This window comes from Streptomyces sp. NPDC006012 (assembly GCF_042871185.1).
Lineage (GTDB): Bacteria > Actinomycetota > Actinomycetes > Streptomycetales > Streptomycetaceae > Streptomyces.
On record NZ_JBIAIE010000001.1, the window covers coordinates 703,259 to 726,724 of the forward strand.

Genomic DNA, 23,466 nt, shown 5'->3' on the forward strand with positions numbered 1-23,466 from the left:
GGCCCGACGGGCGCCCCGGACGGCCGGCGGCCGCGCCCCACGTCCAAGGGTGCGGCCTCCGGGATACGCAACGACGGCGTCAGGCGAGCGCCACGGTGACCTCGCCGCGCCACCGGGTCACGGAAACCCAACGGAAGATCACCGGGCGGTGCCCTGTCGTGCCGCTCCGCGTCAGAGCTTGACGACCATCTTCCCGGTGTTGACGCCGCGCAGGACGCCGAGGAACGCCTCCAGGGTGTTCCCGATGCCCTCGACGACGGTCTCCCGGTACTTCAGCTGCCCCGAGCCGAGCCAGGGGCCGACCTCCTGGACGAACTGCTGCTGGAGATCGCGGTGGTCGTTGACCAGGAAGCCCTCGATCCGGCCGCGGGTCTGGATGAGGCGGCCCAGGTTGCGCGGGCCGGGGGCGGGATCGGTGTCGTTGTAGATGGAGATCATCCCGCAGATCGCGATCCGGCCGTGCAGCTTGAGCGCGCCGATGGCCGCTTCCAGGTGCTCGCCGCCGACGTTGTCGAAGTAGACGTCGATGCCGTCCGGGGCGGCGGTGCGCAGCTGTTCGGCGACCGGGCCGTTCTTGTAGTTGAAGGCCGCGTCGAAGCCGTACTCGTCGACCAGCAGCTTGACCTTCTCGTCGGAGCCCGCCGAGCCGATGACCCGCGAGGCGCCCTTGAGCCGGGCGATCTGGCCCACCTGGCTGCCCACGGCGCCGGCCGCGCCGGAGACGAACACGACGTCGCCCTGCTTGAGGGCGGCGGTGCGCAGCAGCCCGGCGTAGGCGGTGAGGCCGGTCATGCCGAGGACGCCGAGGTAGGTGGACAGGGGTGCGGCCGAGGGGTCGACCTTGACGGCGGTCGCCGCGTCCACGGCGGCGTACTCGCGCCAGCCGAGGTAGTGCAGCACGTGGTCGCCTTCGGCGAACCCCTCGGCGCGGGAGGCGACGACCTCGCCGACCGCGCCGCCCAGCATGGCCGCGCCCAGACGGTACGGCTCGGCGTACGACTTGGCGGCGCTCATCCGGCCGCGCATGTACGGGTCGACGGAGAGGTACGTGTTCCGTACCAGCACCTGGCCCTCGCCCGGGGTCGGTACCTCCGTCTCGACCAGGGCGAAGTCCTCGGGCTTCGGCCAGCCGACGGGGCGGCTGACCAGATGCCACTCGCGGTTGATCATGGAAGCACTCCATTTACTTCAGTGATGAAATGACGATGCGCCTGAATATTTCATAATGTCAAGTAACCGGGTAACCTGGGGAGCATGTCCACCCCATCGAAGGCCCGCCGTCCGGACGCCCTGACCTTGGAGGTCGTCGAACTCGTCGGGGACGTCGTGGCCCGCTTCTACGCGGACTACGACGAGGCGGCGGGCGAGCACGCCCTGACCGGAGCGCAGGCGCGGCTGCTGAGCCTGCTGTCGGTCGAGCCGCTGCCGATGCGGAAGCTGGCGCAGCGGCTGAAGTGCGAGCCGTCGAACGTGACCGGGATCGTGGACCGGCTGGAGGCCCGCGGGCTCGCCGAGCGCCGGCCCGATCCGGCCGACCGCCGGGTGAAGCTCGCGGCGGCCACCGACGAGGGCCGCCGGGTCGCCCAGGACCTGCGCGAAGGTCTGCGCTTCGCCCGTGAACCGCTGGCGTGCCTGTCCGACGAGGAGCGGCGGACGCTGCGCGATCTGCTGGGACGCATCGTCCGGTCGGACACGCTCTGACCAAGCCCTTCGGGCGGGAGTCTGCCGGGGTCCGCCCGTCGGGTGGGCCGGGTCGTCGCTCGGGTACGGGTGGGCGGTGGCCGAGCGCGCAGTTCCCCGCGCCCCTTTCGGGGCGCCTGCCCTTGGGGCGTCGGGTGGGCGGTGGCTCGGCGTGCGGGTCGGTAGGGTTCGGGCATGCGTGAACTCGGGGTGGGTTTCGGTTATCTCCTCAAGGGCCAGCGGTGGGCGGCCCGGCACGGCAGGCAGTTCGGGTTCGGGCTGCTGCCCGGCCTGATCACCCTCGTCCTCTACGCGGCCACGCTGGTTGCGCTCGCGGTGTGGGGCGGAGACCGCGTCGCCTGGGCGACGCCCTTCGCCGACGACTGGTCGAGCCCGTGGCAGGGCCTGTTCCGCGGCCTGCTCACCGCCGTACTCTTCGCGCTCGCGCTGCTCCTGGCCGTGCTGACCTTCACCGCGGTCACCCTCCTGATCGGCCAGCCCTTCTACGAGAGCCTTTCCGAGGAGGTGGACCGGGACGTGTCGCCCGACGGCACCGCCCCCGAGTCCGGCCTGCCCCTCTGGCGCGACCTGTGGGCCTCGGCCCGCGACAGCCTCCGCATCCTGGTCCGGGCCGCCGTCTGGGGCGTCGTCCTCTTCGCCCTCGGCTTCCTTCCGTTCGTCGGCCAGACCGTCGTCCCGGTGATCGGCTTCTTCGTCACCGGGTTCTTCCTCGCCGAGGAACTGACCGCGATCGCCTTCCAGCGCCGCGGCCTCGTGCTCCGCGAACGCCTCACCCTGCTCCGCTCCCGCAAGTCCCTGGTCTGGGGCTTCGGCACCCCTCTGGGCCTGGCCTTCCTGGTGCCGTTCGTCGCGGTGTTCCTGATGCCGGGCGCGGTCGTCGGCGCGACGCTCCTCGCCCGGGACCTGCGGGGCGAGGAGACCACTCGGGGTGCCCACGAGGACGCCGGCCCGGACCGCGTGCACGAGGTGCACGACGCGGCCGGGTCCGGGCCGGCCGGCGGGACCCGGTCCGGTCAGATCACTTCGTGAGCGCCGCGTCCGCCGCCACCGTCAGGATCGCGCGCACCTGACCGATGATGTCCAGCCGGTTGCGGACGAACTCCGGGTCGGTGACCGTACCGCTCGCCGGGTCGGTGTTCCCGGTGCCGAACTGCAGCACCGGCGTGTGCACATGGCCGCCCGGCAGCGTGTCGTGCAGGCCCAGCCGGTCGCGCAGCAGGGTCACCCGGTAGGCGATCTCGTTGGACAGGTAGTCGCCGCCGCCCCCGGCCCGCGCCGTCGACCCGGGGGTCGGGCCGTCCGGCCGGATGACGGGAGCCGTGCCGCCTGCCGGGATCTCGGTGACCGTCGTGTTGTCGTACACCGGGAAGCGGCCGGTGTCCGCGGCGACGACGGCCGCGTACGGCAGGGTGGTCGTCGTCCACTGCGGCTGGCTCGCCGGGTCGGACACCGGGACGGTGCCGGTCTGCGACGCGTTGTCGTTGTCGGGGAAACCGCCCCGCCAGGCGCCGTTGGTGCGCTCCACGTCGAAGCGCCCGACCCGGCCCTGGCTCACCGTCGTGAACAGGTCCACCGCCGGCAGGTACGGCCGCAGGGCCCGCTCCACCGTTCCTTCCGCGAAGTCCTGCCAGCGCACCGGGAACACGGCCGTCTCCACCCGCGCGGGCCCCGCCGCCGTCTCGATCACCGTGCCGTCGAGGGCGAGCGCGCTCGCGCCGGACGGGTTGGAGATGCGGATGTCCGCGTCCAGGGTGAAGGGGTCGAAACCGGTCACCAGGATCCGCTTGAGCCCCTGGCCCTCCGGATGGCGGAGGTCGGTCTGCCCGCGCGACGTCCGCTCCAACTCGTCCAGCAGAGCGGCCCGTTGGGCGTCGGTCAGGGCGAAGGCGGGCTCGTACGCCCGTACTGCCCGGGTCATCCCGAGCCGGGCCCAGTACAGCGGCCGGTCGTCGTCCCGGCTGAGGTCACCGCCCGCGGGCCCGCGCCCCTGCGCCCGGTCGACGGCCCGCCGCCACAGCGCGGCCCCCTGACGTACGACGAGGTCGCGGGCCTGCGCATAGGAGCGCGCGGCGCCCAGCGTGCGGGCGAACTTGGGCGCCACCGCGTCGAAACCGGAGCGCCGCAGGATCTCCTGGGGCACGGCCCGGTCGAGCCGCTGCTCCTCGGTGGTCGGCGCGAGAGCGGTGCCGGCGGCGGTGTGGGCGGAGGCGGTCTGGGCCGAGGCGGTCGTGGCGAGCCCGGCGAGCAGGGTCAGTCCGAGGGCACCGATGCGAACGCGTAGGGAATTCACGGGGTTCGAGCCTTCCGTCGCTGTGGGGCGCTTGGTACGGGACGGCGGAAGTATGGCGCGCGGGAAGGGCCCGCGCCATGGGACAACACCCCTGAAAGGGACACCCGGACGACCGCGGGACCGGCCACCGAGCACACCGCGGAACCCACGACATCCGCCCGGCGCCCGGACCGGACGACAAGGCGAAGTCGTGGGCGTGTGTGAAGGGTTCGTACGAGGTTGCCGCCGGACGGCCGATCAACGGCCTGCGCGTCACCACGGCGATTAACGTCTGATCCGGGACAAGTACCCCATGACCAGCCCCGGTCCGGGACCTGACACCTGGACCGGGGTACGTCGGGGCGGTCAGCCCTCGTCGCGGACCCCGAAGCCGTACACCGTCTTCGACCGGTAGGTCCGGCCCGGCCGCAGCCGGGTGTCCGGGAAGTCCGGGCGGTTCGGGGAGTCCGGGAAGTGCTGGGTCTCCAGCGCGACGCCGTCGCCCGGCGCGAACGGATCGCCCAGATGGCCGGCGGTGTACAGCTGGACGCCCGGCTCGGTCGTCGCCACCGTCAGCACCCGTCCGCTCGCCGGGTCGTGCAGCTCGCCCACCTCGGCCGCGGTGTCCGTGACGCCCTTGTCGAGGACGAGGTTGTGGTCGTAGCCGGCGCCGATCTTGCGCGCCGTGCGGAAGTCGAACCGGGTGTCCGTCACGTCCGCCAGTTCCCCGGTCGGGATCAGGTCCGCGTCGACCGGGGTGTACCGGGAGGCGGCGAGCCGCAGTTCGTGGCCGCCCGCGTTGCCGCCGCCGCCCAGGTTGAAATAGCTGTGGTTGGTCAGGTTGACCAGGGTCGGCGCGTCGGTCACCGCCTCGTACCCGATGTGCAGCGCACCGGACGCGTCCAGGGCGTACGTCACGGCGACGTCGACGCGCCCCGGGAAGCCCTCCTCGCCGTGCGGGCTGACCCGGGTCAGGCGCACACCGTGCTCGACCGGCTCCGCGTCCCACACGCGCTTGTCGAAGCCGCGCTCCCCGCCGTGCAGCGAGTTGGGGCCGTTGTTCGGCTCCAGCGCGTAGACGGCGCCGTCCAGCGGGAAGCGGGCGCCCGCGATGCGGTTGGCGTACCGGCCGATGACGGCGCCCAGGTACGGCTCCGGATGGGTGACATAGCCGTCGAGGCCGGCGAAGCCCAGCACGACGTTCGCCGTCCGCCCGTCCCGGTCCGGAACCTCGACGGACTGCACGATCCCGCCGTACGTCAGGATCCGCACCCGCACCCCCGCGCGCTCCAGCGTCCAGCGGTGGACCCTGGTGCCGTCGGGAAGTGTGCCGAAAAGTTCGCTCATGTGGGAAACCCTAGTGCCGGGGTGCTAGGTCACGGGCTCCGCGAGGTGACGGTTCGGTAGGCGATCGCCGCGAGCCGCTGCTGCCCGTCCGTGCTCGGGTGGAACCAGTCCCAGTGGCTGAGCTGCTCGGTGGTGAAGTCGTAGTCGAAGACGGCGCCCCCGTCGAAGCGGCACCGCCGGTCCTTGGCGCACACCGCCGCCAGCACCTTGTTGTAGTCCTCCACCCGCTGCTGCACCTTGTCCCGGCGCACCGTGGCGGCCGTGGCCAGGTCGTCCGCGTCGCCCAGCATCGACGGGCAGATGCCGAGCTTCCACACCTGCTTGCCGAGCGGGTTGGTACGGCCCTGCGACCACAGCCGTTTCAGGTTCGGCACGCTCGCCACGTACACCTGCGTCTTCGGCAGGGTCCGGCGCAGCGTCGCCATCGCCTCCTCGAACCCGGCGCGGAACCGGATCACCGAGGTCATCGCGGAGGGCGTGGCCCGGCAGGCGTCATTCGCGCCGATCATCACCGTCACCAGTTCGGGTGCATGGGTCGCCGCCTGCTTCATCTGGTCGGCGAGGTCACGCATCCGGGCACCGGTCACCGCGTAGTTCCAGCTGCTCTCGGCCGCCTCGGTCCGCCCCAGCAGCCGGACCGCCAGGCTGTCCAGCTCGGCACTGGTACCCGTCGCCCAGGACACCTCGGGGCAGTCCGACAGCACCGTGCAGGCGTCGAAGCCGCGGGTGATGGAGTCGCCGACGGCGGCGACCGAGGCGGGGGTGCGGTTCCACACCGGGACCGTACGCGCCTTGGTGCCGCCCGGCGCGGGGGACTTGTCGCCCGACCCGCCGCACCCCGCGGCGCCCAGGACCGCCGTCACCACGACGGCGAGGAGGGCTCGTGAGTGCCGGCGTCGGTATCGCATGCCCTGGTCCATCCCCTTGTCGCGCAGTCGTGGTCCGTCGTGCCGTGGTGATCCGTCGTGCCGTCGTGCCGTCGTGCCGTCGTGCTCTCCAACCCATAACAACGCGGGAGGGTTCCCTCCGGGCGGCATGCAACGTCTCACACCCGCACAAGCGTCCCCCTGGGTGAATGGCGGCGTTTCCTGGCGGCGGGACGGACGGTACGTCACACTCCGCCCCCCGCCGCACGGTAGCCTCGCCATCAACGCGGCCGTAGCGCCACTGCCGCCAAGCCAGACCGCACATGTCCCGCTCAGCCCGGAGGTCCCGGTGACGACACGTGGAGTTCTGTACGTGCACTCCGCGCCGCGCGCGCTGTGCCCGCACGTCGAGTGGGCCGTCGCCGGGGTGCTCGGCACCCGCGTCAGCCTCGACTGGATCCGCCAGCCCGCGGCCCCCGGCACCTGGCGCTCGGAGTTCTCCTGGCAGGGCGAGCCGGGCACGGCGTCCAAGCTGGCGTCCGCGCTGCGCGGCTGGCACCTGCTGCGCTTCGAGGTCACCGCGGAGCCCTGCCCCACGGCCGAGGGCGAGCGCTACAGCTGCACCCCCGACCTCGGCATCTTCCACGCCGTCACCGGCATCCACGGCGACATCCTGATCCCCGAGGACCGGCTGCGTGCGGCGCTGACCCGGTCTCAGCGCGGCGAGACGGACCTCCAGGCGGAGATCGCCAAGCTCCTGGGCAAACCCTGGGACGACGAGCTGGAGCCCTTCCGCTACGCGGGCGAGGGCGCTCCGGTGCGCTGGCTCCACCAGGTGGTCTGACGCCCCTCAGGACCGCGGGAAACCACACCCGGGCCCACACCCCGAGCCCGCACATCGGGGCCCGCCGGAGAACCGTCGCCTTCCCGCCGGACATTCGCCGCTCTCCCGCCGGACAACCGGCCGGACGGCCCCCCGCACCCCCGGACAGCTGACGGCCCCGCACCCCCAGAACGACCGACGGCCCGGTCTCCCCATGGGAGACCGGGCCGTTCAGCCTGTCCTTCTGTCTTGCTGTCCTGTCGGGCTCAGAGCGTCCGGAACGCCAGCACCACGTTGTGGCCGCCGAAGCCGAACGAGTCGTTCAGCACGGCGATGCGGCCTGCGGGCAGCTCCCGGGCCTCGCCGCCGACCACGTCGGCGTTGACCTCGGGGTCGAGGTTGTCGAGGTTCAGGGTCGGCGGGGCGATCCGGTGGACCAGGGCGAGCACCGAGGCGACGGTCTCGATGCCGCCGGCGCCGCCGAGCAGGTGCCCGGTCATCGACTTGGTCGCGGAGATCGCCATGTGGTCGACGTCGTCGCCGAACACCTTCCGCAGCGCCTTGGTCTCGGCGATGTCGCCCTGCGGCGTCGACGTGGCGTGCGCGTTGACGTGCGCGATCTCGGCCGGCTTCAGGTCGGTGTTGTCGAGCAGGTTCTGCAGCGCCTGCGCGATGCCGTTGCCGGACGGCTCGGGCTGCGTGATGTGGTGGCTGTCGGCGGAGATGCCCTGGCCGACCGCCTCGACGTAGATCCGGGCGCCGCGGGCCTTCGCGTGCTCCTCGGACTCCAGGACGACCACACCGGCGCCCTCGCCGAGGACGAAGCCGTCCCGGCCGGCGTCGTAGGGACGCGAGGCGCCCTGCGGGTCGTCGTTGTTCTTGGACATCGCCATCATGTTGCCGAACGCGGCGATGGGCAGCGGATGGATGGCCGCCTCCGTGCCTCCCGCGACGACGACGTCGGCGCGGCCGGTGCGGATCATCTCGATGGCGTAACCGATGGCCTCGGCACCCGAGGCACAGGCCGAGACCGGCGTGTGCACCCCGGCGCGGGCACCCAGCTCGATCCCGACGTTGGCCGCGGGGGAGTTGGGCATCAGCATCGGCACGGTGTGCGGGGAGACCCGGCGTACGCCCTTCTCCCGGAGCACGTCGTACTGGTCGAGGAGGGTCGTCACGCCGCCGATTCCGGAGGCGACGACCGCACCCAGCCGGTCGGGGTTCACGGACGCGTCCTCACCGGCCTTCGCGGTGAAACCGGCGTCCTTCCAGGCTTCCTGGGCGGCGATCAGCGCGAACTGCGCGGACCGGTCCAGCTTGCGGGCCTGCGGGCGCGGGATGATCTCGCCCGGTTCGACGGCGATCTGCGCGGCGATACGGACCGGCAGGTCGGCTGCCCAGTCCTGCTCCAGAAGACTGACACCGGACACTCCGGCGGTCAGGGCCTTCCAGGTCGAGGCTACGTCGCCACCCAGCGGTGTGGTTGCGCCGATACCGGTGACGACCACGGTGCGATTGGTCGAGCTCACGGGAATTCTTTCTCCAACGGATGCGGGATTCAGCGGCGCCACCGCCGGGTGGCGGGGCAGTGCAGCCTCGGGTCTGAGAGTGACTCAGTCCTGGTGCTTGAGGATGTAGTCGGTCGCGTCGCCGACGGTCTTGAGGTTCTTGACGTCCTCGTCGGGGATCTTGACGTCGAAGCGCTCCTCGGCGGCGACGACGACCTCGACCATGGACAGCGAGTCGACGTCCAGGTCGTCGGTGAAGGACTTGTCCAGCTGGACGTCCTCAACCGGGATGCCGGCGATCTCGTTCACGATGTCGGCGAGACCGGCGACGATCTCTTCCTGAGTGGCGGCCATGTCAGGCGCTCCTTCTTCGATAATCCAGACGGTTGGTGCCGCCCGCCGCATCAGCGGCAGGGGGTGCGGCTGCCGTGTCGGATCCATGATCCGGCACGGAGTGCCTAGGGGAGGGTAACGACCGTGGCGGCGTACACGAGACCCGCCCCGAATCCGATGACGAGTGCGGTGTCGCCGCTCTTCGCCTCGCCGGTCGCCAGGAGCCGCTCCATCGCGAGCGGAATCGAGGCGGCCGAGGTGTTGCCGGTGGTGCGGATGTCCCGGGCGACCGTGACATGCTCCGGCAGTTTGAGGGTCTTCACCATCGAGTCGATGATCCGCACATTGGCCTGGTGCGGGATGAAGACGTCCAGGTCGTCCGCGCTGATCCCGGCCGCGTCCAGCGCCTGCTGGGCGACCTTCGCCATCTCGAACACGGCCCAGCGGAACACCGCCTGGCCTTCCTGGGTGATCGCGGGGAACTTGATGTTGCCCGCGTCGTCGAGGGGGAGCTTGGAGACGTCGCCGACCCGGAACTGGTCCCAGGGGACGGTCTGCTTGATCGTCTCGGCCTTGTCGCCCTCCGAGCCCCAGACGGTCGGTCCGATCGCGGGCTCCTTGGAGGGCCCGACCACGACGGCGCCCGCGCCGTCGCCGAACAGGAAGGCCGTCGCCCGGTCCTCCAGGTCGGTCAGGTCGGAGAGCCGCTCGACGCCGATGACCAGCACGTACTCGGCCGAGCCTTCGACGACCATGCCCTTGGCGAGGGTGAGGCCGTAGCCGAAGCCGGCGCAGCCCGCCGAGATGTCGAAGGCGGCGGCCTTGTCGGTGCCGAGCTTGTCGGCGATCTCGGTGGCGACGGCCGGGGTCTGGCTGAAGTGCGAGACGGTCGCCACCACGACCGCGCCGACCTGTTCGCTGGTGATGCCCGCGTCCGCGATCGCCTTGCCGGCGGCCTCGATGGACATCGCCGCGACGGTCTCCTCGGGGCCCGCCCAGTGCCGGGTCTCGATGCCGGAGCGCGAACGGATCCACTCGTCGGAGGAGTCGATCCGCTCCAGGATCACCTCGTTGGGCACGACCCGGGTCGGCCGGTAGCCGCCGACACCGAGGATGCGCGCGTACGGGGCGCCCTTGCTGGGCTTGATCTTCGACATGATCGGTACGGCTCCTTAGGCGCGGGCGTGCTCGGAGATCAGCTCCCGGGCAGCGTCGAGGTCGTCGGGGGTCTTCAGGGCCAGCGTCTTGACACCGGGCAGGGCGCGCTTGGCCAGGCCGGTCAGGGTGCCGCCCGGGCACACCTCCAGCAGCGCGGTGACGCCCAGTTCCTTGAACGTCTCCATGCACAGGTCCCAGCGGACCGGGTTGGCGACCTGGCCGACCAGCCGGTCGAGCACCTCGGTACCGGAGGCGACGGCCCGGCCGTCCTTGTTGGAGACGTAGGCGACCTTCGGGTCAGCGGGCATGAGACCGGCGGCGGCCTTCGCCATCGCCTCCACCGCGGGGGCCATGTGGTGGGTGTGGAAGGCACCGGCCACCTTGAGCGGGACGACCTTGCGAACGCCCTCGGGCTTGTCCTCGGCGAGCGCCGCCAGCTGCGCCAGCGTGCCGGCGGCGACGATCTGGCCGGCGCCGTTGATGTTCGCCGGGGTCAGGCCCAGCTTCTCCAGGTGTGCGACGGACACCTCGGGGTCGCCCCCGAGCAGCGCCGCCATGCCCGTCTCGGTGACCGTCGCGGCCTCCGCCATCGCCACGCCGCGGGTACGCACCAGGTCCAGTGCGGCGTCCTCGCCCAGCACGCCGGCGAAGACGGCGGCCGTGATCTCGCCGACACTGTGCCCGGAGACGGCGCCGGGCGAGCTGTCACCCAGTGCCGCTGCGGACAGGATCCCGGCGGCGACCAGCAGCGGCTGGGCCACCGCGGTGTCGCGGATTTCGTCCGCGTCGGCCTGGGTGCCGTAGCGGAGCAGGTCCAGTCCGATGGCGTCGGACCACGCGGCGACGCGGTCCGCGGCACCGGGGAGGTCGAGCCAGGGAGTCAGGAAGCCGGGCGTTTGGGCGCCCTGGCCGGGAGCGACGAGTACGAGCACTCTCACACTCTCTCTTGGGGACGGCCGGAGCCGCCCGTGAGGACAGGGACGAAGAACACGAGGGGGTTTTGTGGGTCTCTGACAAAAGGCTAGAGCTGGGTGTCTCCGACGGCCAGGCGCCCCAGGATCAGCGCGATCCGCAGTGTGAACGCGGATCGTACATCGGATGGTGACCAACCGGTGACGTCAGTCACACGTCGAAGCCGGTAGCGCACGGTGTTCGGGTGAACGAACAGCATGCGGGCGGCGCCCTCCAGGCTGCTCGCCTGTTCCAGGTACACGCTCAGGGTCTCCAGCAGGGCCGAACCCGCTTCTTCCAGAGGTCTGTAGATCTCCTCCACCAGTTGCTCGCGGGCGCCCGGGTCGCCCGCGATGGCGCGTTCCGGAAGCAGGTCGTCCGCCAGTACCGGCCGCGGCGCGTCCTGCCAGGCGGAACACGCCTTCAGTCCCGCCGCGGCGGCCTGTGCCGACCGGGTCGCGGCCTGCAGGTCGGACACCACCGGGCCGGCCACGACGGGTCCCGCAGCGAACGGCCCGATCAGTGACTTGGCGACGGCCAGCGGGTTGTCGCTGCCGCCGGCCACGACGACCAGCCGGTCCCCGAGCACCCCGGTGAGCACCTGGAGCTTGGCGTGCCGGGCCGCCCGCCGGATGGCCTCGACGGTCAGCTCGCTGTCCCCGTTCGGCGCGGTCCCGAGGACGACACACACATGGTCGGGCGAGTTCCAGCCGAGCGCGGCGGCGCGGCTGACCGCGCCCTCGTCGGCCTCCCCGCTGAGCACCGCGTTGACCACCAGGGATTCGAGCCGCGCGTCCCAGGCGCCGCGTGCCTCGGCGGCCTGGGCGTACACCTGGGCGGTGGCGAAGGCGATCTCGCGGGCGTAGACGAGCAGCGCCTCGCGCAGCACGCCCTCGTCGCCGGGTGCGGCCACCTCTTCGATGGCCGACTCCATGACCTCGATGGTGGTGCGCACCATCTCGACGGTCTGGCGCAGGGTGATGGCCCGGGTCAGCTCGCGCGGCGCGGTGCCGAAGACGTCGGTCGAGATGGCCTGCGGGGCGTCCGGGTACCGGAACCACTCGGTGAACGCGGCGATGCCGGCCTGCGCCACGAGCCCGATCCAGGAACGGTTCTCCGGGGGCATGGCCCGGTACCACGGCAGGGTCTCGTCCATGCGCGCGATGGCCTGGGCGGCGAGGGAGCCGGACGACTTCTCCAGCCGCCGCAGGGTCGCGGAGTGCGAGTGGACGCCGGGCGCGGTGTCGGGCTTGTGGGATTCGGGTTCGGGCACGGGACAAGACTGCCTCATTCGGCGGAGCGGATGGCAGGGGGTGGGGTGTTCGCCCGGAACAAGGGTGTTTGCGCAGTCACTTGTGGAGCCGTTTCAGGTTATACAGGCGTGTAGTCCCGTACATAGGGGTGAGGTGGGTTTTGCGTAGTTCGTCGTGTCTCGGGCCGACTGGTCGGGGGCGGGGCGCGCGCAGTTCCGCACGCCCTGGTCGACAAGCGCCGTCGGCTGCGTATTCGGCAGGGGAGCGCGGGGCTACCGTGGTGGGTGTGATGGATGTCAGGCGCGCGGGTGAGCGCTATCCGGGAGGGGAGCCGGAGGCCGGGATCGTCTCCCGGCACGCCTTCTCCTTCGGGCCGCACTACGACCCCGACAACCTCCGCTTCGGCGCCGTCATCGCCTGCAACGAGGAACGGCTCGCCCCCGGCGCCGGGTTCGACGAGCATCCGCACAGCCACACCGAGATCGTCACCTGGGTCGTCGAGGGCGAGTTGACCCACCGCGACTCGACGGGCCGGGAGACCGTGGTGGCCCCGGGCGACGTGCAGCGCCTCAGCTCGGGCGCCGGTGTCCGTCATGTCGAGCGCAACGACGGACCGGAGCCGCTGACCTTCGTGCAGATGTGGCTGGCCCCGCTGAACCCCGGCGGCACCCCCGGTTACGAGATCGTCCGGGGCATCGCCGACTCCACCCCGTACGCCCTCCCCGAGGCCCGCGCGATGCTCCACGTACGACGGCTGCGGCCCGGGGAGCGGACGGCCGTACCGGACGCCGCCCGCGTGTACGCGCACGTGGTGCGCGGCGAACTGCGGCTGGCCGGGGAGCCGCTGGGCCCGGGGGACTCGGCGCGGATCACCGACGCGCGGGACCTGGAGGCGGTCGCGGAGACGGCGGCGGAGCTGCTGCTGTGGGAGATGGGGCCCTAGTGGCGTCCCCGCCCGGCCGCCGAGCGCCTCAGGCGCGCAGCTGCGCGAGCACCGCGTCCGTGAACACCGGCCACACCTCGGCGGCCCAGGGGCCGAACGCCCGGTCGGTCAGGGCGACGCCCGCCGCGCCCGCGTCCGGGTCGACCCACAGGAACGTACCGGACTGTCCGAAGTGACCGAAGGTGCGCGGGGAGGACGAACCGCCCGTCCAGTGCGGCGACTTGGCGGCCCGGATCTCGAAGCCCAGCCCCCAGTCGTTCGGGTTCTGGTGCCCGAATCCCGGCAGGACGCCCTTGGTGCCCGGGTACTGCACGGTCATCGCCTCCGCGACCGTACGCGGATCGAGCAGCCGGGGCGCCTGCACCTCCGCCGCGAACCGCAGCAGGTCCGCCAGGGTCGACACCCCGTCCTTCGCGGGCGAGCCGGTCAGCGACGTGTCCGCCATGCCCAGCGGCTCCAGCACGGCCTGCCGCAGATAGTCGGCGAACGGGATGTCGGCCGCCGCGGCGATGTGGTCGCCGAGTTGCTCGAAACCGGCGTTGGAGTACAGCCGCCGCTCCCCTGGCGGGGCGGTCACCCGGTGCTCGTCGAAGGCCAGGCCGGAGGTGTGGGCGAGCAGATGGCGGACGGTCGAGCCGGGCGGGCCCGCCGGTTCGTCGAGTTCGATCGCCCCTTCCTCGTACGCGACGAGCGCCGCGTACGCCGCGAGCGGCTTGGTGACCGAGGTCAGCGGGAAGCGCCGGCCCACCGGTCCCCGGGTCCCCAGCACCGCACCGTCGGCCCGTACGACGCCTGCCGCGGCGGTGGGCACGGGCCAGCTGTCGATCAACGCGAGACTCTCCAACGCCATACGGCCGAGCCTAGGCCGTCACAGTCGCAGTTCCAGCAGAGGGTCCGGCTTGGGGCGGAAGCCCAGGGAGTCGTAGAGCGGGCGGGCCTCGGCGGAGGAGGTGAGCTGGACCTGTGCGACGCCGTGTGCGCGGAACCACTCCAGCAGTTCGCCCATGCACGCGCGCGCGTACCCGCGGCGGCGGGTGCCGGGGTCGGTGGCGACGCTGAAGACGAAGCCGACGGTGCCGTGCGGATTGCGCGTCCGGCCGATCCGGTACTCGATCGTGCCGGCCACCAGCGAGGCCAGCGTCCGCGGCTGCTCGGGGTGGTCCACGACGAACGCGGCGAACTCGCCGTCGGCCTCGGCGAGCCGGGTCCGCAGGGTCGGCAGGGACTCCCCGTGCCAGGCCGTGGACCGGTCGGCCCCGAACATCGAGTCGATCATGATCTGGCGCAGGCGCAGCACTTCCTGTGCGTCCTCGGGCGTCGCACGGCGTACAAGACTCATGTACGGAACGCTAGCTACCGGGCGTCCCCCGCGTCCCGTCGAATTCTTACCCGGCCTGCTTGCTTGGAGTGCTCTCCAACGTCATAGCGTGGAGGGCATGACGGTGATGCAGACCACGCCAGCGGCCACCGAGCGAGCCCGTACCCGCACCGACATCTGCTCCGCCCCGCCGCAGCGCCACCCGCGTCCCGACGGCCGCGACGGTTACACGATCAGCGAGGTCGTCGCCCTGTCGGGGCTGACCGCCCACACCCTGCGCTGGTACGAGCGGATCGGCCTGATGTCCCACATCGACCGCTCGCACACCGGGCAGCGCCGCTACACCAACCGTGACCTGGACTGGCTCGACTTCGTCACCAAGCTGCGGCTGACCGGCATGCCGGTGGCGGACATGGTCCGGTACGCGGAACTGGTGCGCGAGGGCGACCACACCTGCCTGGCACGCCACGAACTGCTGGAGTCCACCCGCCGCGACGTGCTCGCCCGTATCGACGAACTCCAGGACACCCTGGCCGTGCTCGACCACAAGATCAGCTACTACGCGGAGGCCGGGCGGGAATTCGAGCGGTCGCGGGCCCGCGGCTGACCCGGCGGCTACAGCTCCGCCAGCAGCTCGGCCTTCTTCAGGGCGAACTCCTCGTCCGTCACGAGGCCGGACAGGTGCAGTTCCCCCAGGTGCCGGATCCGCTCGGCGATGTCGGCGGGGTCGCGGCGGCGCGGCGGGGCCGCCGGCCCGGCCGCGGGCACCGCCGCCACCGGGCCGCGCGCCCGCACCGCGGCCAGCACCGCCGCGGCGAAGGGCAGCGACTCGTGGACCGGCCCGTAGCCGCGGCCGAAGACGACCGTCGCCGGATCCTGGTCGGGCCGGGCGGACCCGTCGGGGGCGGGGGAGCGGTGCAGGAGCCGCAGGTGCCCCTCGAACACCTCGGGGGAGTGCCATTCGACGCCGCCGAGATCGGCGATCCGGAAGCTCTGGTCGCCGGCCTTCCACTTCGCCGAGGAGGCGCCCGTCGGGGACCAGCGGAAGTGCACCGACGTCCCGTCGAAGGTCGCCCTCCCGTCGTACGCCTTGAAGTACCGGGGTGCCTCGGGCGCGTCCACCAGGTGGTGTTCGGCCGGGCCGGTCTCGGTGAGGCGCGCGCGCAGGTCGCCGGCGTACTGCTCGGCAAGCCCGGCCCGCTCGGCGGGCACCACCAGCCGGTACGGGTCGCTGTTCTCCTTGAGCTGTCCGGCCGCCGCCTCCACGAGCGGGTCGGCGCCGGGCCGGGGCCGCGCGCACAGCACGACCGTGCCGCGCCGGCCCGGGGAGAGCGTCACCCCCGCGAGCGCGGACACGGGGACACGCCGTTCGCCGAGCACCTGGAACAGCTTGGGTGTTCGAATCCCCCGTTCGTAACGGATGAGCACGGAGTCGGAGTCGAACTCCCAGACGGCATGAAATCCGGCCAGTACGTCACCCATGCGGCTCATCGTATGTGGCGCGAGGTCTTTCCGTCGCTACCCGAGCGGACCGCACTTCCTGCACTTCTACGCGCGTTCGGCCTTCGACGTGCCGGACAAACCTGTCCGGCACCCGGAGTCACTGAGGGCGCAGGTCACCGAGCGGTATGCGCCGACCCCGATGTCCGCGAAATTGCGCAGGCTGTCCGTGCCCGGTTCGAAATAGCCGCTGTGCCCGTCGGCGTCCCACGCCGACAGCACCCGCGCGCCGAACGCGGCGGACACCGGATCGGCCCCGTGCCCCAGCCCGCCGACCTCCAGGTACGGCACGTCCTGGATCCAGTCGCCGGCGTCCCGCATCGACCACACCCGGGCGCTCGTGCCCAGGTGCGAGGCCTTCGCGACCCGCATGCCCGGGCTGCCCGCCACCGCCAGGTCCCGCACCCGGCGCGGCATGCCGCGCGCGGCCACCCCGCAGACCACGGAGCCGTAGCTGTGGCAGAACAGGGCCACCGGGGCGGCGCCGGGCAGCGCCCGCAGCAGCGCGTTCAGCCGGACGGCGCCGTCCTCGGCGCGCATCGCGGTCGCCGCGTCGACGCCTAGGCCGCCCGGTGCGGTGTAGTCGGCCCAGGCGATCACGGCCGTACCGGTGGTGGGGCTCTGCGCGCGCTCCGCCGAGTACAGGGCCTTGGCCATGCCGACCGGCGCCGAGTACGGGCTGTACGTCTTCTGGAAGGTGAGCATGTCGGTGTCGACGCCGGGGACGACGACCGAGACCCGCCGGGCCGTCCGCAGGTTGCCGAACACCTCGGCGATCCGGCCCGAGCCCGCCGGGTCGAAGGCGAGGATGTGCCGGCCCTTGGCCATCAGCGCTTCGTAACGGTGCATGCGGCGGCCCGCCTGCTGCTGCCCGTCGGGCGTGAGCCTGCTGTCGTGTATGCGCTTCTTCTCGACCTTGCGCGCCTGGTCGAGGGCGAGGTGGTTGGCGCGGTAGCGCAACTCGACCGGGGCGCCGTTCATGTTGCCGACCGCGAGCGGGTACCGGTGCGCCAGGTGGGTGCGCTCCTGCGCGCCGAGCGAGGCGAAGAACCGGGTGAGCACGGCGGGCGCGGCGCTCGGGTCCGGCAGCCGGTGGCCGTGCAGACTGCCGTGCTCCCAGGCCGAGAGCGAGACCTGCAGGGCGCTCGCCTCCCGGTGGCTGCGCAGGGCGGTCCAGCCGGTGGTGGCGAGCATCACGAACACGACGGCCAGTGCGAGCAGCGCGCGCCAGACGTTGAGTTGCGGGGAGGTGTCGAAGGAAGTCACTGGGAGGACACACTAGGAGAACGAGAGGATTTCGCGGTAACCAAGTGACAGGTCTCACCATTCGGCGGACACGGTGGGGGCCGTTCCGGTGGGCATGCCGGTGACCGTCCTCCCGGGCAGCGTCCGACCGTCTTTCCCGGGCGGCGTCACGTGGGACTGCGTCCCCCGGTGCGGCGCCCCGTCGGGCGGCATCCCCTGAACGGCGGCGGCTTCCGCCGGGACGGTGGCGACCCCGAACGGCGGCGGCCTCAGCCCTGCCGCCAGCTTCCGATCAGTTCCGGTCCCACCTGATCGAGGTAGAACCTGGTGAGGTCGCGCATCGCCGCGACGCTGAAGTCGTCACCCTCCGACCAGGCACGCCCCGTCAACCGCATGACCGCGCCGAACACGGCCACCAGGAGGCGCGGCCGCGGATCCGCCTCGACGTCCACGCCCTCGCGCTCGGCGAGCAGGAGGGCGAGGGTGTCCTCCGTCTCCACCGAGCGGCGCAGATAGGCGGCGAGCAGCGCGGGCGTCGACTCGATCACCCGGAACATGCGCAGGTACGTCTCGACCGGGACGACGGAGTCGATGGCCTCGTGCAGGGTGTCCCAGCCCTCCAGTATGGCCTGGCGCAGCGCCTCCAGCGGGGGTTCGTGCGGCGGACGTTCCCGTACGGCCTGGATGAAATGGGCCTCGGCCATCGCCTGGACGGCGAAGGCCGCCTCCTCCTTGCCCGGGAAGTAGCGGAAGAAGGTGCGCTGCGAGACCTCCACGGCGTCGGCGATCTCGTCGACGGTCGTCTGCTCGTACCCCTGCGTGGTGAAGAGGTCGAGGGCGACGTGCAACAGCGCGTCCCGGGTACGGCGCTTCTTGCGCTCGCGCAACGTCTCCACGGGTGGCCTCCACCGGTTGAGCGAACTGTTCTTGCAGTTCAAGCGTTATGTGATCGGCGTGACAGTTACCGGCTAGTGAATTGGTTTGTCAATTGTCAGACGCTGTCATTAGCCTCGAAGGTATGACTAGTCAGACCACCATCGACGCGACGGGGTCGGGGGGCAAAGCGGACGGGCTTTCGGCCCACCCGTCCGTACCGGCTTCGGCCAGCGGCCTGCGCGGCCACCCGTGGCTCACGCTCATCACCGTCGCCGTAGGGGTCATGATGGTGGCCCTCGACGGCACCATCGTGGCCATCGCCAACCCCGCCATCCAGAAGGACCTCGGCGCGACGTTCGCCCAGGTCCAGTGGATCACCAACGGTTACTTCCTCGCCCTCGCGGTCTCCCTGATCACCGCGGGCAAGCTCGGCGACCGGTTCGGTCACCGGCAGACCTTCCTGATCGGCGTCGTCGGCTTCGCCGCCGCATCCGGCGCCATCGGCCTGTCCCACGGCATCGGACTGGTCGTCACCTTCCGTGTCTTCCAGGGCCTGTTCGGCGCGCTGCTGATGCCGGCCGCGCTCGGCCTGCTGCGGGCCACCTTCCCGGCCGAGAAGCTCAACATGGCGCTCGGCATCTGGGGCATGGTCATCGGTGCCTCCACCGCCGGCGGCCCGATCCTCGGCGGTGTCCTGGTCGAGCACGTCAACTGGCAGTCGGTGTTCTTCATCAACGTGCCGGTCGGCATCCTGGCCCTGGTCCTCGGCTTGCTGATCCTCAAGGGCCACCGCGCCGACAACGCCCCGGGCTCCTTCGACATCCCCGGCATCGCGCTGCTGTCCGGCGCGATGTTCTGCCTGGTCTGGGCGCTCATCAAGGCCCCGGCGTGGGGCTGGGGCGACGGAAAGACGTGGGGCTTCGTCATCGGGGCGGTCCTCCTCTTCGCCGCCTTCGCCTTCTGGGAGACGAAGGTCAAGGAGCCGTTGATCCCGCTCGGCATGTTCCGGTCCGTCGCGCTGTCGGCCGGTGTGGTGCTGATGGTCCTCATGGCCATCGCGTTCCTGGGCGGCCTGTTCTTCGTCACGTTCTACCTGCAGAACGTGCACGGCATGAGCCCGGTCGACGCCGGTCTGCACCTGCTCCCGCTCACCGGCATGATGATCGTCGGCTCCCCGCTCGCGGGCGTGATGATCACCAAGCTGGGCCCGCGGGTTCCGCTCGCGGGCGGCATGGCGGTCACCGCCATCGCGATGTACGGCATGTCGACGCTGGACACCGGCACCAGCAGCGGCGTGATGTCGATCTGGTTCGCACTGCTGGGCCTCGGCCTCGCGCCGGTCATGGTCGGCGCCACCGAGGTCATCGTCGGCAACGCCCCGTTGGAGCTGTCCGGCGTGGCCGGCGGGCTCCAGCAGGCCGCGATGCAGATCGGCGGCAGCCTCGGTACGGCGGTGCTGGGTGCCGTGATGGCGTCCAAGGTCGACAGCGACCTGGCGGGCAACTGGACGCGCGCCGGGCTGCCGAAGCTCACGTCCGCGCAGCTCGCGCAGGCGTCCGAAGCGGTCCAGGTGGGTGTGGCACCGGTGCAGAAGGGCACGCCCGGGGCCATCGCCTCGAAGATCACCGCCGTCGCGCACGACACGTTCATCTCCGGCATGAGCCTGGCGAGCCTCGTGGCCGCGGGCGTCGCGGTCGTCGCCGTCCTGGTGGCGCTGCTGACCAAGCGCGGCGAGAACGCGGAGGCGGGCGCGGGCCTGGGCCACATCTGAGCCCGCCCGCCCGTCCGGCACACCGGGATTCCGGGGAGTTCGCCTATCAGGGTGACTCCCCGGAAGATCCCTCGCCCTGGCGCACGTCGCGGGTCACAGTGGGTCAAGTCCTCCGCAGGGCATAGGGGGACACCGGGGCCGCGGCGCGCTGCTGGAGGGGGGCAGCGCGTTGCCCCCACCCCGTCAGAGACCCACTTCCCCGAGCCCCACCAGGGGCGCGGGGAACTGCGCGCTCAGCCCCCACCCGGCCGCACCCGGCGTCCGCCCGTTCCTGGCTCGCCACCGCCGTGAGGGGCGCGGGGAACTGGCGCGCGGCCCCCACCTGGCCGCGCGGCCGCAATCCGCCCGTTCCCGGCTCGCCACCCCCCGTCGGAGGCGCGGGGAACTACGCACCCAACCCCAACCCCCACCGGGGCCGAGGCCGAATCACTGCCCCCCGCCGGAGGCCTACGCGTCGCCACCAGCGACCCCCGGATCCGCCGCCCCCACCTCCAACAGCCGATAGCGATCCACCGCCTGCTTCAGCACCGATCGGTCGACCTTGCCCTCCCGCGCCAACTCGGTCAGCACCGCCACCACGACCGACTGCGCATCGATGTGGAAGAAGCGCCGCGCCGCACCCCGGGTGTCGGCGAAACCGAAGCCGTCCGCACCCAGGGACTGATAGGTCCCGGGCACCCACCGCGCGATCTGGTCCGGCACCGACCGCATCCAGTCGGAAACGGCCACGAACGGCCCCTCGGCCCCGCCCAGCTTCCGGGTGAGGTACGGAGTGCGCTGTTCCTCCTCCGGATGCAGCAGGTTGTGCTCCTCGCACGCCACGGCCTCCCGCCGCAGCTCGCTCCAGGAGGTCGCCGACCAGACGTCCGCCCGCACGTTCCACTCCTCGCCGAGCAGCCGCTGCGCCTCAAGCGCCCACGGCACCGCGACACCGGAGGCCATGATCTGCGCCGGGATCGAGCCCGCGGCGCCCTCGCTGAGCCGGTGGATGCCCTTGAGGATGCCCTCGGCGTCCACGTCCGCCGGCTCGGCGGGGTGCTGGATGGGCTCGTTGTAGACCGTGAGGTAGTAGAAGACGTCCTCGCCGTGCGGGTGCTCGGCGTCACCGCCGTACATCCTGCGCAGCCCGTCCTGCACGATGTGCGCGATCTCGTACGCGTACGCCGGGTCGTAGGCGACGCACGCCGGGTTGGTCGAGGCGAGCAGCTGGGAGTGCCCGTCCGCGTGCTGGAGCCCCTCGCCGGTCAGGGTCGTACGTCCGGCGGTCGCACCCAGTACGAAACCACGCGCCAGCTGGTCGGCCATCTGCCAGAACTGGTCACCGGTGCGCTGGAAACCGAACATCGAGTAGAAGACGTAGACCGGGATCAGCGGCTCGCCATGGGTCGCGTAGGCCGAGCCCGCCGCGATCAGCGACGCCGTGCAGCCCGCTTCCGAGATGCCGTCGTGCAGCATCTGACCGGTCGGCGACTCCTTGTAGGCGAGGAGCAGATCCCGGTCCACCGACTCGTACTGCTGGCCGAGCGGGTTGTAGATCTTCGCGCTCGGGAAGAAGGAGTCCATGCCGAACGTGCGGTACTCGTCCGGCGCGATCAGCACGAACCGGCGGCCGATCTCCTTGTCCCGCATGAGGTCCTTCAGCAGCCGTACGAACGCCATGGTCGTGGCGATGGACTGCTGACCGGTGCCCTTCTTCACGGTCGCGTACGTCTTGTCGTCCGGCAGCGCGAGCGGCCGGGAGCGTACGACGCGGGTCGGGACATAGCCGCCGAGACCCATGCGCCGGTCGTGCATGTACTGCATCTCCGCCGAGTCCCGGCCCGGGTGGTAGTACGGCGGCGGGCCGGACTCCAGCTCCTTGTCGGAGATCGGCAGGTGCAGCCGGTCGCGGAAGTGCTTCAGGTCGTCGACCGTGAGCTTCTTCATCTGGTGGGTGGCGTTGCGGCCCTCGAAGTTCGGCCCCAGCGTCCAGCCCTTGACGGTCTTGGCGAGGATCACCGTCGGCTGGCCCTTGTGCGCCTTGGCCGCGGAGAACGCCGCGAAGATCTTCCGGTGGTCGTGACCGCCGCGCCCCAGGTGCAGGATCTGGGCGTCGGTCATGTGCTCGACCATCGCGCGCAGCCGGTGGTCGTCGCCGAAGAAGTGCCGGCGGATGTAGTCGCCGGACTCGGTGGCGTACGTCTGGAACTGGCCGTCCGGCGTGGTGTTCATCCTGTTGACCAGCACACCGTCCCGGTCCTGGGCGAGCAGCGGGTCCCAGGTGCGGTCCCAGACCAGCTTGATCACATTCCAGCCGGCGCCCCGGAAGACCGACTCCAGCTCCTGGATGATCTTGCCGTTGCCGCGCACCGGCCCGTCCAGCCGCTGGAGGTTGCAGTTGACCACGAAGGTCAGGTTGTCCAGGTTCTCGCGGGCCGCGATGGTCAGCTGGCCGAGCGACTCCGGCTCGTCCATTTCGCCGTCGCCGAGGAACGCCCACACGTGCGACCCGGAGGTGTCCGCGATGCCGCGGGCCTCCATGTAGCGGTTCATCCGGGCCTGGAAGATCGCGGCGAGCGGGCCGAGCCCCATGGAGACCGTGGGGAACTCCCAGAAGTCCGGCATGGAGCGCGGGTGCGGGTAGCTGGACAGCCCGTCGGGGTACTTCGACTTCTCCTGGCGGAAGCCGTCGAGCTGGGCGTCGGTGAGCCGGTCGAGCAGGTACGCGCGCGCGTAGATGCCCGGCGAGGCGTGGCCCTGGAAGAAGACCTGATCACCGCCGCTGCCGTCGTCCTTGCCGCGGAAGAAGTGGTTGAAGCCCACGTCGTACAGGGAGGCGGAGGAGGCGAAGGTGGCGATGTGACCGCCGACGCCGATGCCGGGGCGCTGGGCGCGCGAGACCATCACGGCCGCGTTCCAGCGGGTCGCGTTGAGGATCTTGCGCTCGATCTCCTCGTTGCCCGGAAAGAACGGCTCGTCCTTGGTCGCGATGGTGTTGACGTAGTCCGTGCTGCGCATCTCGGGCACGGCCACCCGCTTCTCGCGGGCCCGCTCGATCAGGCGGAGCATCAGATAGCGGGCCCGCTCACGGCCCCGCTGGTCGACGGCGGCGTCCAGGGAGTCGAGCCACTCCTGGGTTTCCTCGGGGTCAAAGTCAGGAACCTGACTCGGCAGGCCGCCAATGATGATCGGATTGCGATCGGATCCGGAAGCCACGCTGTTCCTTACCTGTCGGAGGGCTGATTTTTCCGCTTTCGCTGCTTTCCTTGTGTTCTCTGGGTTCTCTGGGTTCTCTGGGTTCTCTGGCGTTCTCGACGCTCTCCGAGCCTTCGCTGCGTTCTCTGGGTTCTCCGCGTGTCTCGGCGTCGTTCCCCATCGTGTACCTCGGGGCGGCATACGTCATCTCTGCCGTGGGACGATGACGCACCCTGTGCGGCCCCTCTCACCTCGCGTTACGGGCGCTCTGGCTGAAACGCGACGATACGCCCAGGGCGTATCGTTGCTGGCAAAATTGTTCGACAGGCGTATACGCGGAGGATTTTGAACGGGGCAAATCGGGCAATAGGGTGTGGTGTGTGGCCGCCAGGCGCGCGATACGGTGCCGGGAGTTGCGACGACACGGCCG

At 71.3% G+C, this 23,466-nt stretch carries 21 protein-coding genes; 6 read left to right on the top strand and 15 right to left on the bottom strand.

Features of this window, described 5'->3' with window-relative positions; all coding sequences use genetic code 11:
- Window positions 1–171: 171 nt before the first annotated feature.
- Entirely contained in the window at window positions 172–1,170 is a 999-nt protein-coding gene (locus tag ACFYPJ_RS02960; protein ID WP_389009419.1) for an NADP-dependent oxidoreductase, read from the bottom strand.
- An 84-nt stretch (window positions 1,171–1,254) separates the two neighbouring features.
- On the opposite strand from ACFYPJ_RS02960, the gene ACFYPJ_RS02965 reads away from it, so the two are divergent.
- Together ACFYPJ_RS02965 and ACFYPJ_RS02970 are read left to right on the top strand one after the other, a co-directional pair.
- On the top strand, window positions 1,255–1,701 hold the full coding sequence (locus tag ACFYPJ_RS02965) for a MarR family winged helix-turn-helix transcriptional regulator (protein WP_389009421.1): 447 nt from the start codon (window positions 1,255–1,257) through the stop codon (window positions 1,699–1,701).
- Between the two features lie 174 nt (window positions 1,702–1,875).
- Window positions 1,876–2,730: an EI24 domain-containing protein gene (locus ACFYPJ_RS02970; RefSeq protein ID WP_389009423.1), complete on the top strand. Its 855-nt coding sequence runs from the start codon at window positions 1,876–1,878 to the stop codon at window positions 2,728–2,730.
- Here the strand turns inward: ACFYPJ_RS02970 and ACFYPJ_RS02975 are convergent.
- The 3 genes from ACFYPJ_RS02975 to ACFYPJ_RS02985 all read right to left on the bottom strand — a co-directional run bounded on the left by ACFYPJ_RS02975 (window position 2,720) and on the right by ACFYPJ_RS02985 (window position 6,225).
- Window positions 2,720–3,991, bottom strand: coding sequence for a pyroglutamyl peptidase (locus tag ACFYPJ_RS02975; RefSeq protein ID WP_389009426.1), 1,272 nt, complete (start codon window positions 3,989–3,991; stop codon window positions 2,720–2,722). The two genes, ACFYPJ_RS02970 and ACFYPJ_RS02975, sit on opposite strands and share 11 nt — an antisense overlap.
- A 345-nt stretch (window positions 3,992–4,336) precedes the next feature.
- A complete protein-coding gene (locus tag ACFYPJ_RS02980; protein ID WP_389009429.1) occupies window positions 4,337–5,317 on the bottom strand; it encodes an aldose epimerase family protein in 981 nt (326 codons plus the stop codon).
- Window positions 5,318–5,346: 29 nt separating this feature from the next.
- Window positions 5,347–6,225: an SGNH/GDSL hydrolase family protein gene (locus ACFYPJ_RS02985; RefSeq protein WP_389009432.1), complete on the bottom strand. Its 879-nt coding sequence runs from the start codon at window positions 6,223–6,225 to the stop codon at window positions 5,347–5,349.
- Window positions 6,226–6,532: 307 nt separating this feature from the next.
- Here ACFYPJ_RS02985 and ACFYPJ_RS02990 point away from each other — a divergent pair, with 307 nt between their 5' ends.
- On the top strand, window positions 6,533–7,027 hold the full coding sequence (locus tag ACFYPJ_RS02990) for a DUF3145 domain-containing protein (RefSeq protein WP_389009435.1): 495 nt from the start codon (window positions 6,533–6,535) through the stop codon (window positions 7,025–7,027).
- Window positions 7,028–7,272: 245 nt separating this feature from the next.
- Here the strand turns inward: ACFYPJ_RS02990 and fabF are convergent, their stop codons facing one another.
- From fabF to ACFYPJ_RS03015, 5 genes are all read right to left on the bottom strand, one after another.
- Entirely contained in the window at window positions 7,273–8,535 is a 1,263-nt protein-coding gene (fabF, locus tag ACFYPJ_RS02995) for a beta-ketoacyl-ACP synthase II (RefSeq protein WP_389009438.1), read from the bottom strand.
- A gap of 84 nt (window positions 8,536–8,619) precedes the next feature.
- Window positions 8,620–8,868 carry an acyl carrier protein gene (locus ACFYPJ_RS03000; RefSeq protein WP_071370392.1) on the bottom strand — a complete coding sequence of 83 codons (249 nt, stop codon included), beginning with the start codon at window positions 8,866–8,868 and terminating at the stop codon, window positions 8,620–8,622.
- Between the two features lie 104 nt (window positions 8,869–8,972).
- Window positions 8,973–10,004, bottom strand: coding sequence for a ketoacyl-ACP synthase III (locus tag ACFYPJ_RS03005; RefSeq protein WP_389009441.1), 1,032 nt, complete (start codon window positions 10,002–10,004; stop codon window positions 8,973–8,975).
- A gap of 15 nt (window positions 10,005–10,019) precedes the next feature.
- Entirely contained in the window at window positions 10,020–10,937 is a 918-nt protein-coding gene (locus ACFYPJ_RS03010; protein WP_389009443.1) for an ACP S-malonyltransferase, read from the bottom strand.
- 89 nt (window positions 10,938–11,026) lie between these two features.
- The gene (locus ACFYPJ_RS03015) at window positions 11,027–12,229 is read right to left on the bottom strand and encodes a PucR family transcriptional regulator (protein WP_389009445.1); all 1,203 of its coding nucleotides are present in this window, start codon (window positions 12,227–12,229) and stop codon (window positions 11,027–11,029) included.
- A 269-nt stretch (window positions 12,230–12,498) separates the two neighbouring features.
- Here ACFYPJ_RS03015 and ACFYPJ_RS03020 point away from each other — a divergent pair, with 269 nt between their 5' ends.
- Complete coding sequence (locus ACFYPJ_RS03020) at window positions 12,499–13,152, top strand: pirin family protein (RefSeq protein WP_389010129.1); 654 nt, start codon at window positions 12,499–12,501, stop codon at window positions 13,150–13,152.
- Window positions 13,153–13,180: 28 nt separating this feature from the next.
- On the opposite strand, the gene ACFYPJ_RS03025 is transcribed toward ACFYPJ_RS03020, so the two are convergent.
- Together ACFYPJ_RS03025 and ACFYPJ_RS03030 are read right to left on the bottom strand one after the other, a co-directional pair.
- The gene (locus ACFYPJ_RS03025) at window positions 13,181–14,002 is read right to left on the bottom strand and encodes a serine hydrolase domain-containing protein (protein ID WP_389009448.1); all 822 of its coding nucleotides are present in this window, start codon (window positions 14,000–14,002) and stop codon (window positions 13,181–13,183) included.
- Between the two features lie 18 nt (window positions 14,003–14,020).
- Complete coding sequence (locus ACFYPJ_RS03030; RefSeq protein ID WP_389009451.1) at window positions 14,021–14,491, bottom strand: GNAT family N-acetyltransferase; 471 nt, start codon at window positions 14,489–14,491, stop codon at window positions 14,021–14,023.
- A gap of 97 nt (window positions 14,492–14,588) precedes the next feature.
- Between ACFYPJ_RS03030 and ACFYPJ_RS03035 the strand changes: the two genes are divergently transcribed.
- Window positions 14,589–15,077, top strand: coding sequence for a MerR family transcriptional regulator (locus ACFYPJ_RS03035; protein ID WP_389009454.1), 489 nt, complete (start codon window positions 14,589–14,591; stop codon window positions 15,075–15,077).
- An 8-nt stretch (window positions 15,078–15,085) separates the two neighbouring features.
- On the opposite strand, the gene ACFYPJ_RS03040 is transcribed toward ACFYPJ_RS03035, so the two are convergent.
- From ACFYPJ_RS03040 to ACFYPJ_RS03050, 3 genes are all read right to left on the bottom strand, one after another.
- A complete protein-coding gene (locus tag ACFYPJ_RS03040; RefSeq protein ID WP_389009457.1) occupies window positions 15,086–15,952 on the bottom strand; it encodes a DUF4429 domain-containing protein in 867 nt (288 codons plus the stop codon).
- A 66-nt stretch (window positions 15,953–16,018) separates the two neighbouring features.
- A complete protein-coding gene (locus tag ACFYPJ_RS03045; protein ID WP_389009460.1) occupies window positions 16,019–17,236 on the bottom strand; it encodes an alpha/beta hydrolase in 1,218 nt (405 codons plus the stop codon).
- Between the two features lie 248 nt (window positions 17,237–17,484).
- A complete protein-coding gene (locus tag ACFYPJ_RS03050) occupies window positions 17,485–18,111 on the bottom strand; it encodes a TetR/AcrR family transcriptional regulator (protein ID WP_389009463.1) in 627 nt (208 codons plus the stop codon).
- A gap of 122 nt (window positions 18,112–18,233) precedes the next feature.
- Here ACFYPJ_RS03050 and ACFYPJ_RS03055 point away from each other — a divergent pair, with 122 nt between their 5' ends.
- Window positions 18,234–19,862 (top strand): MFS transporter, encoded by a 1,629-nt coding sequence (locus tag ACFYPJ_RS03055; RefSeq protein ID WP_389009465.1) that lies wholly within the window; start codon window positions 18,234–18,236, stop codon window positions 19,860–19,862.
- Window positions 19,863–20,309: 447 nt separating this feature from the next.
- Here ACFYPJ_RS03055 and aceE read toward each other — a convergent pair whose 3' ends face one another.
- Complete coding sequence (aceE, locus tag ACFYPJ_RS03060; protein ID WP_389009468.1) at window positions 20,310–23,057, bottom strand: pyruvate dehydrogenase (acetyl-transferring), homodimeric type; 2,748 nt, start codon at window positions 23,055–23,057, stop codon at window positions 20,310–20,312.
- Window positions 23,058–23,466: the final 409 nt, after the last annotated feature.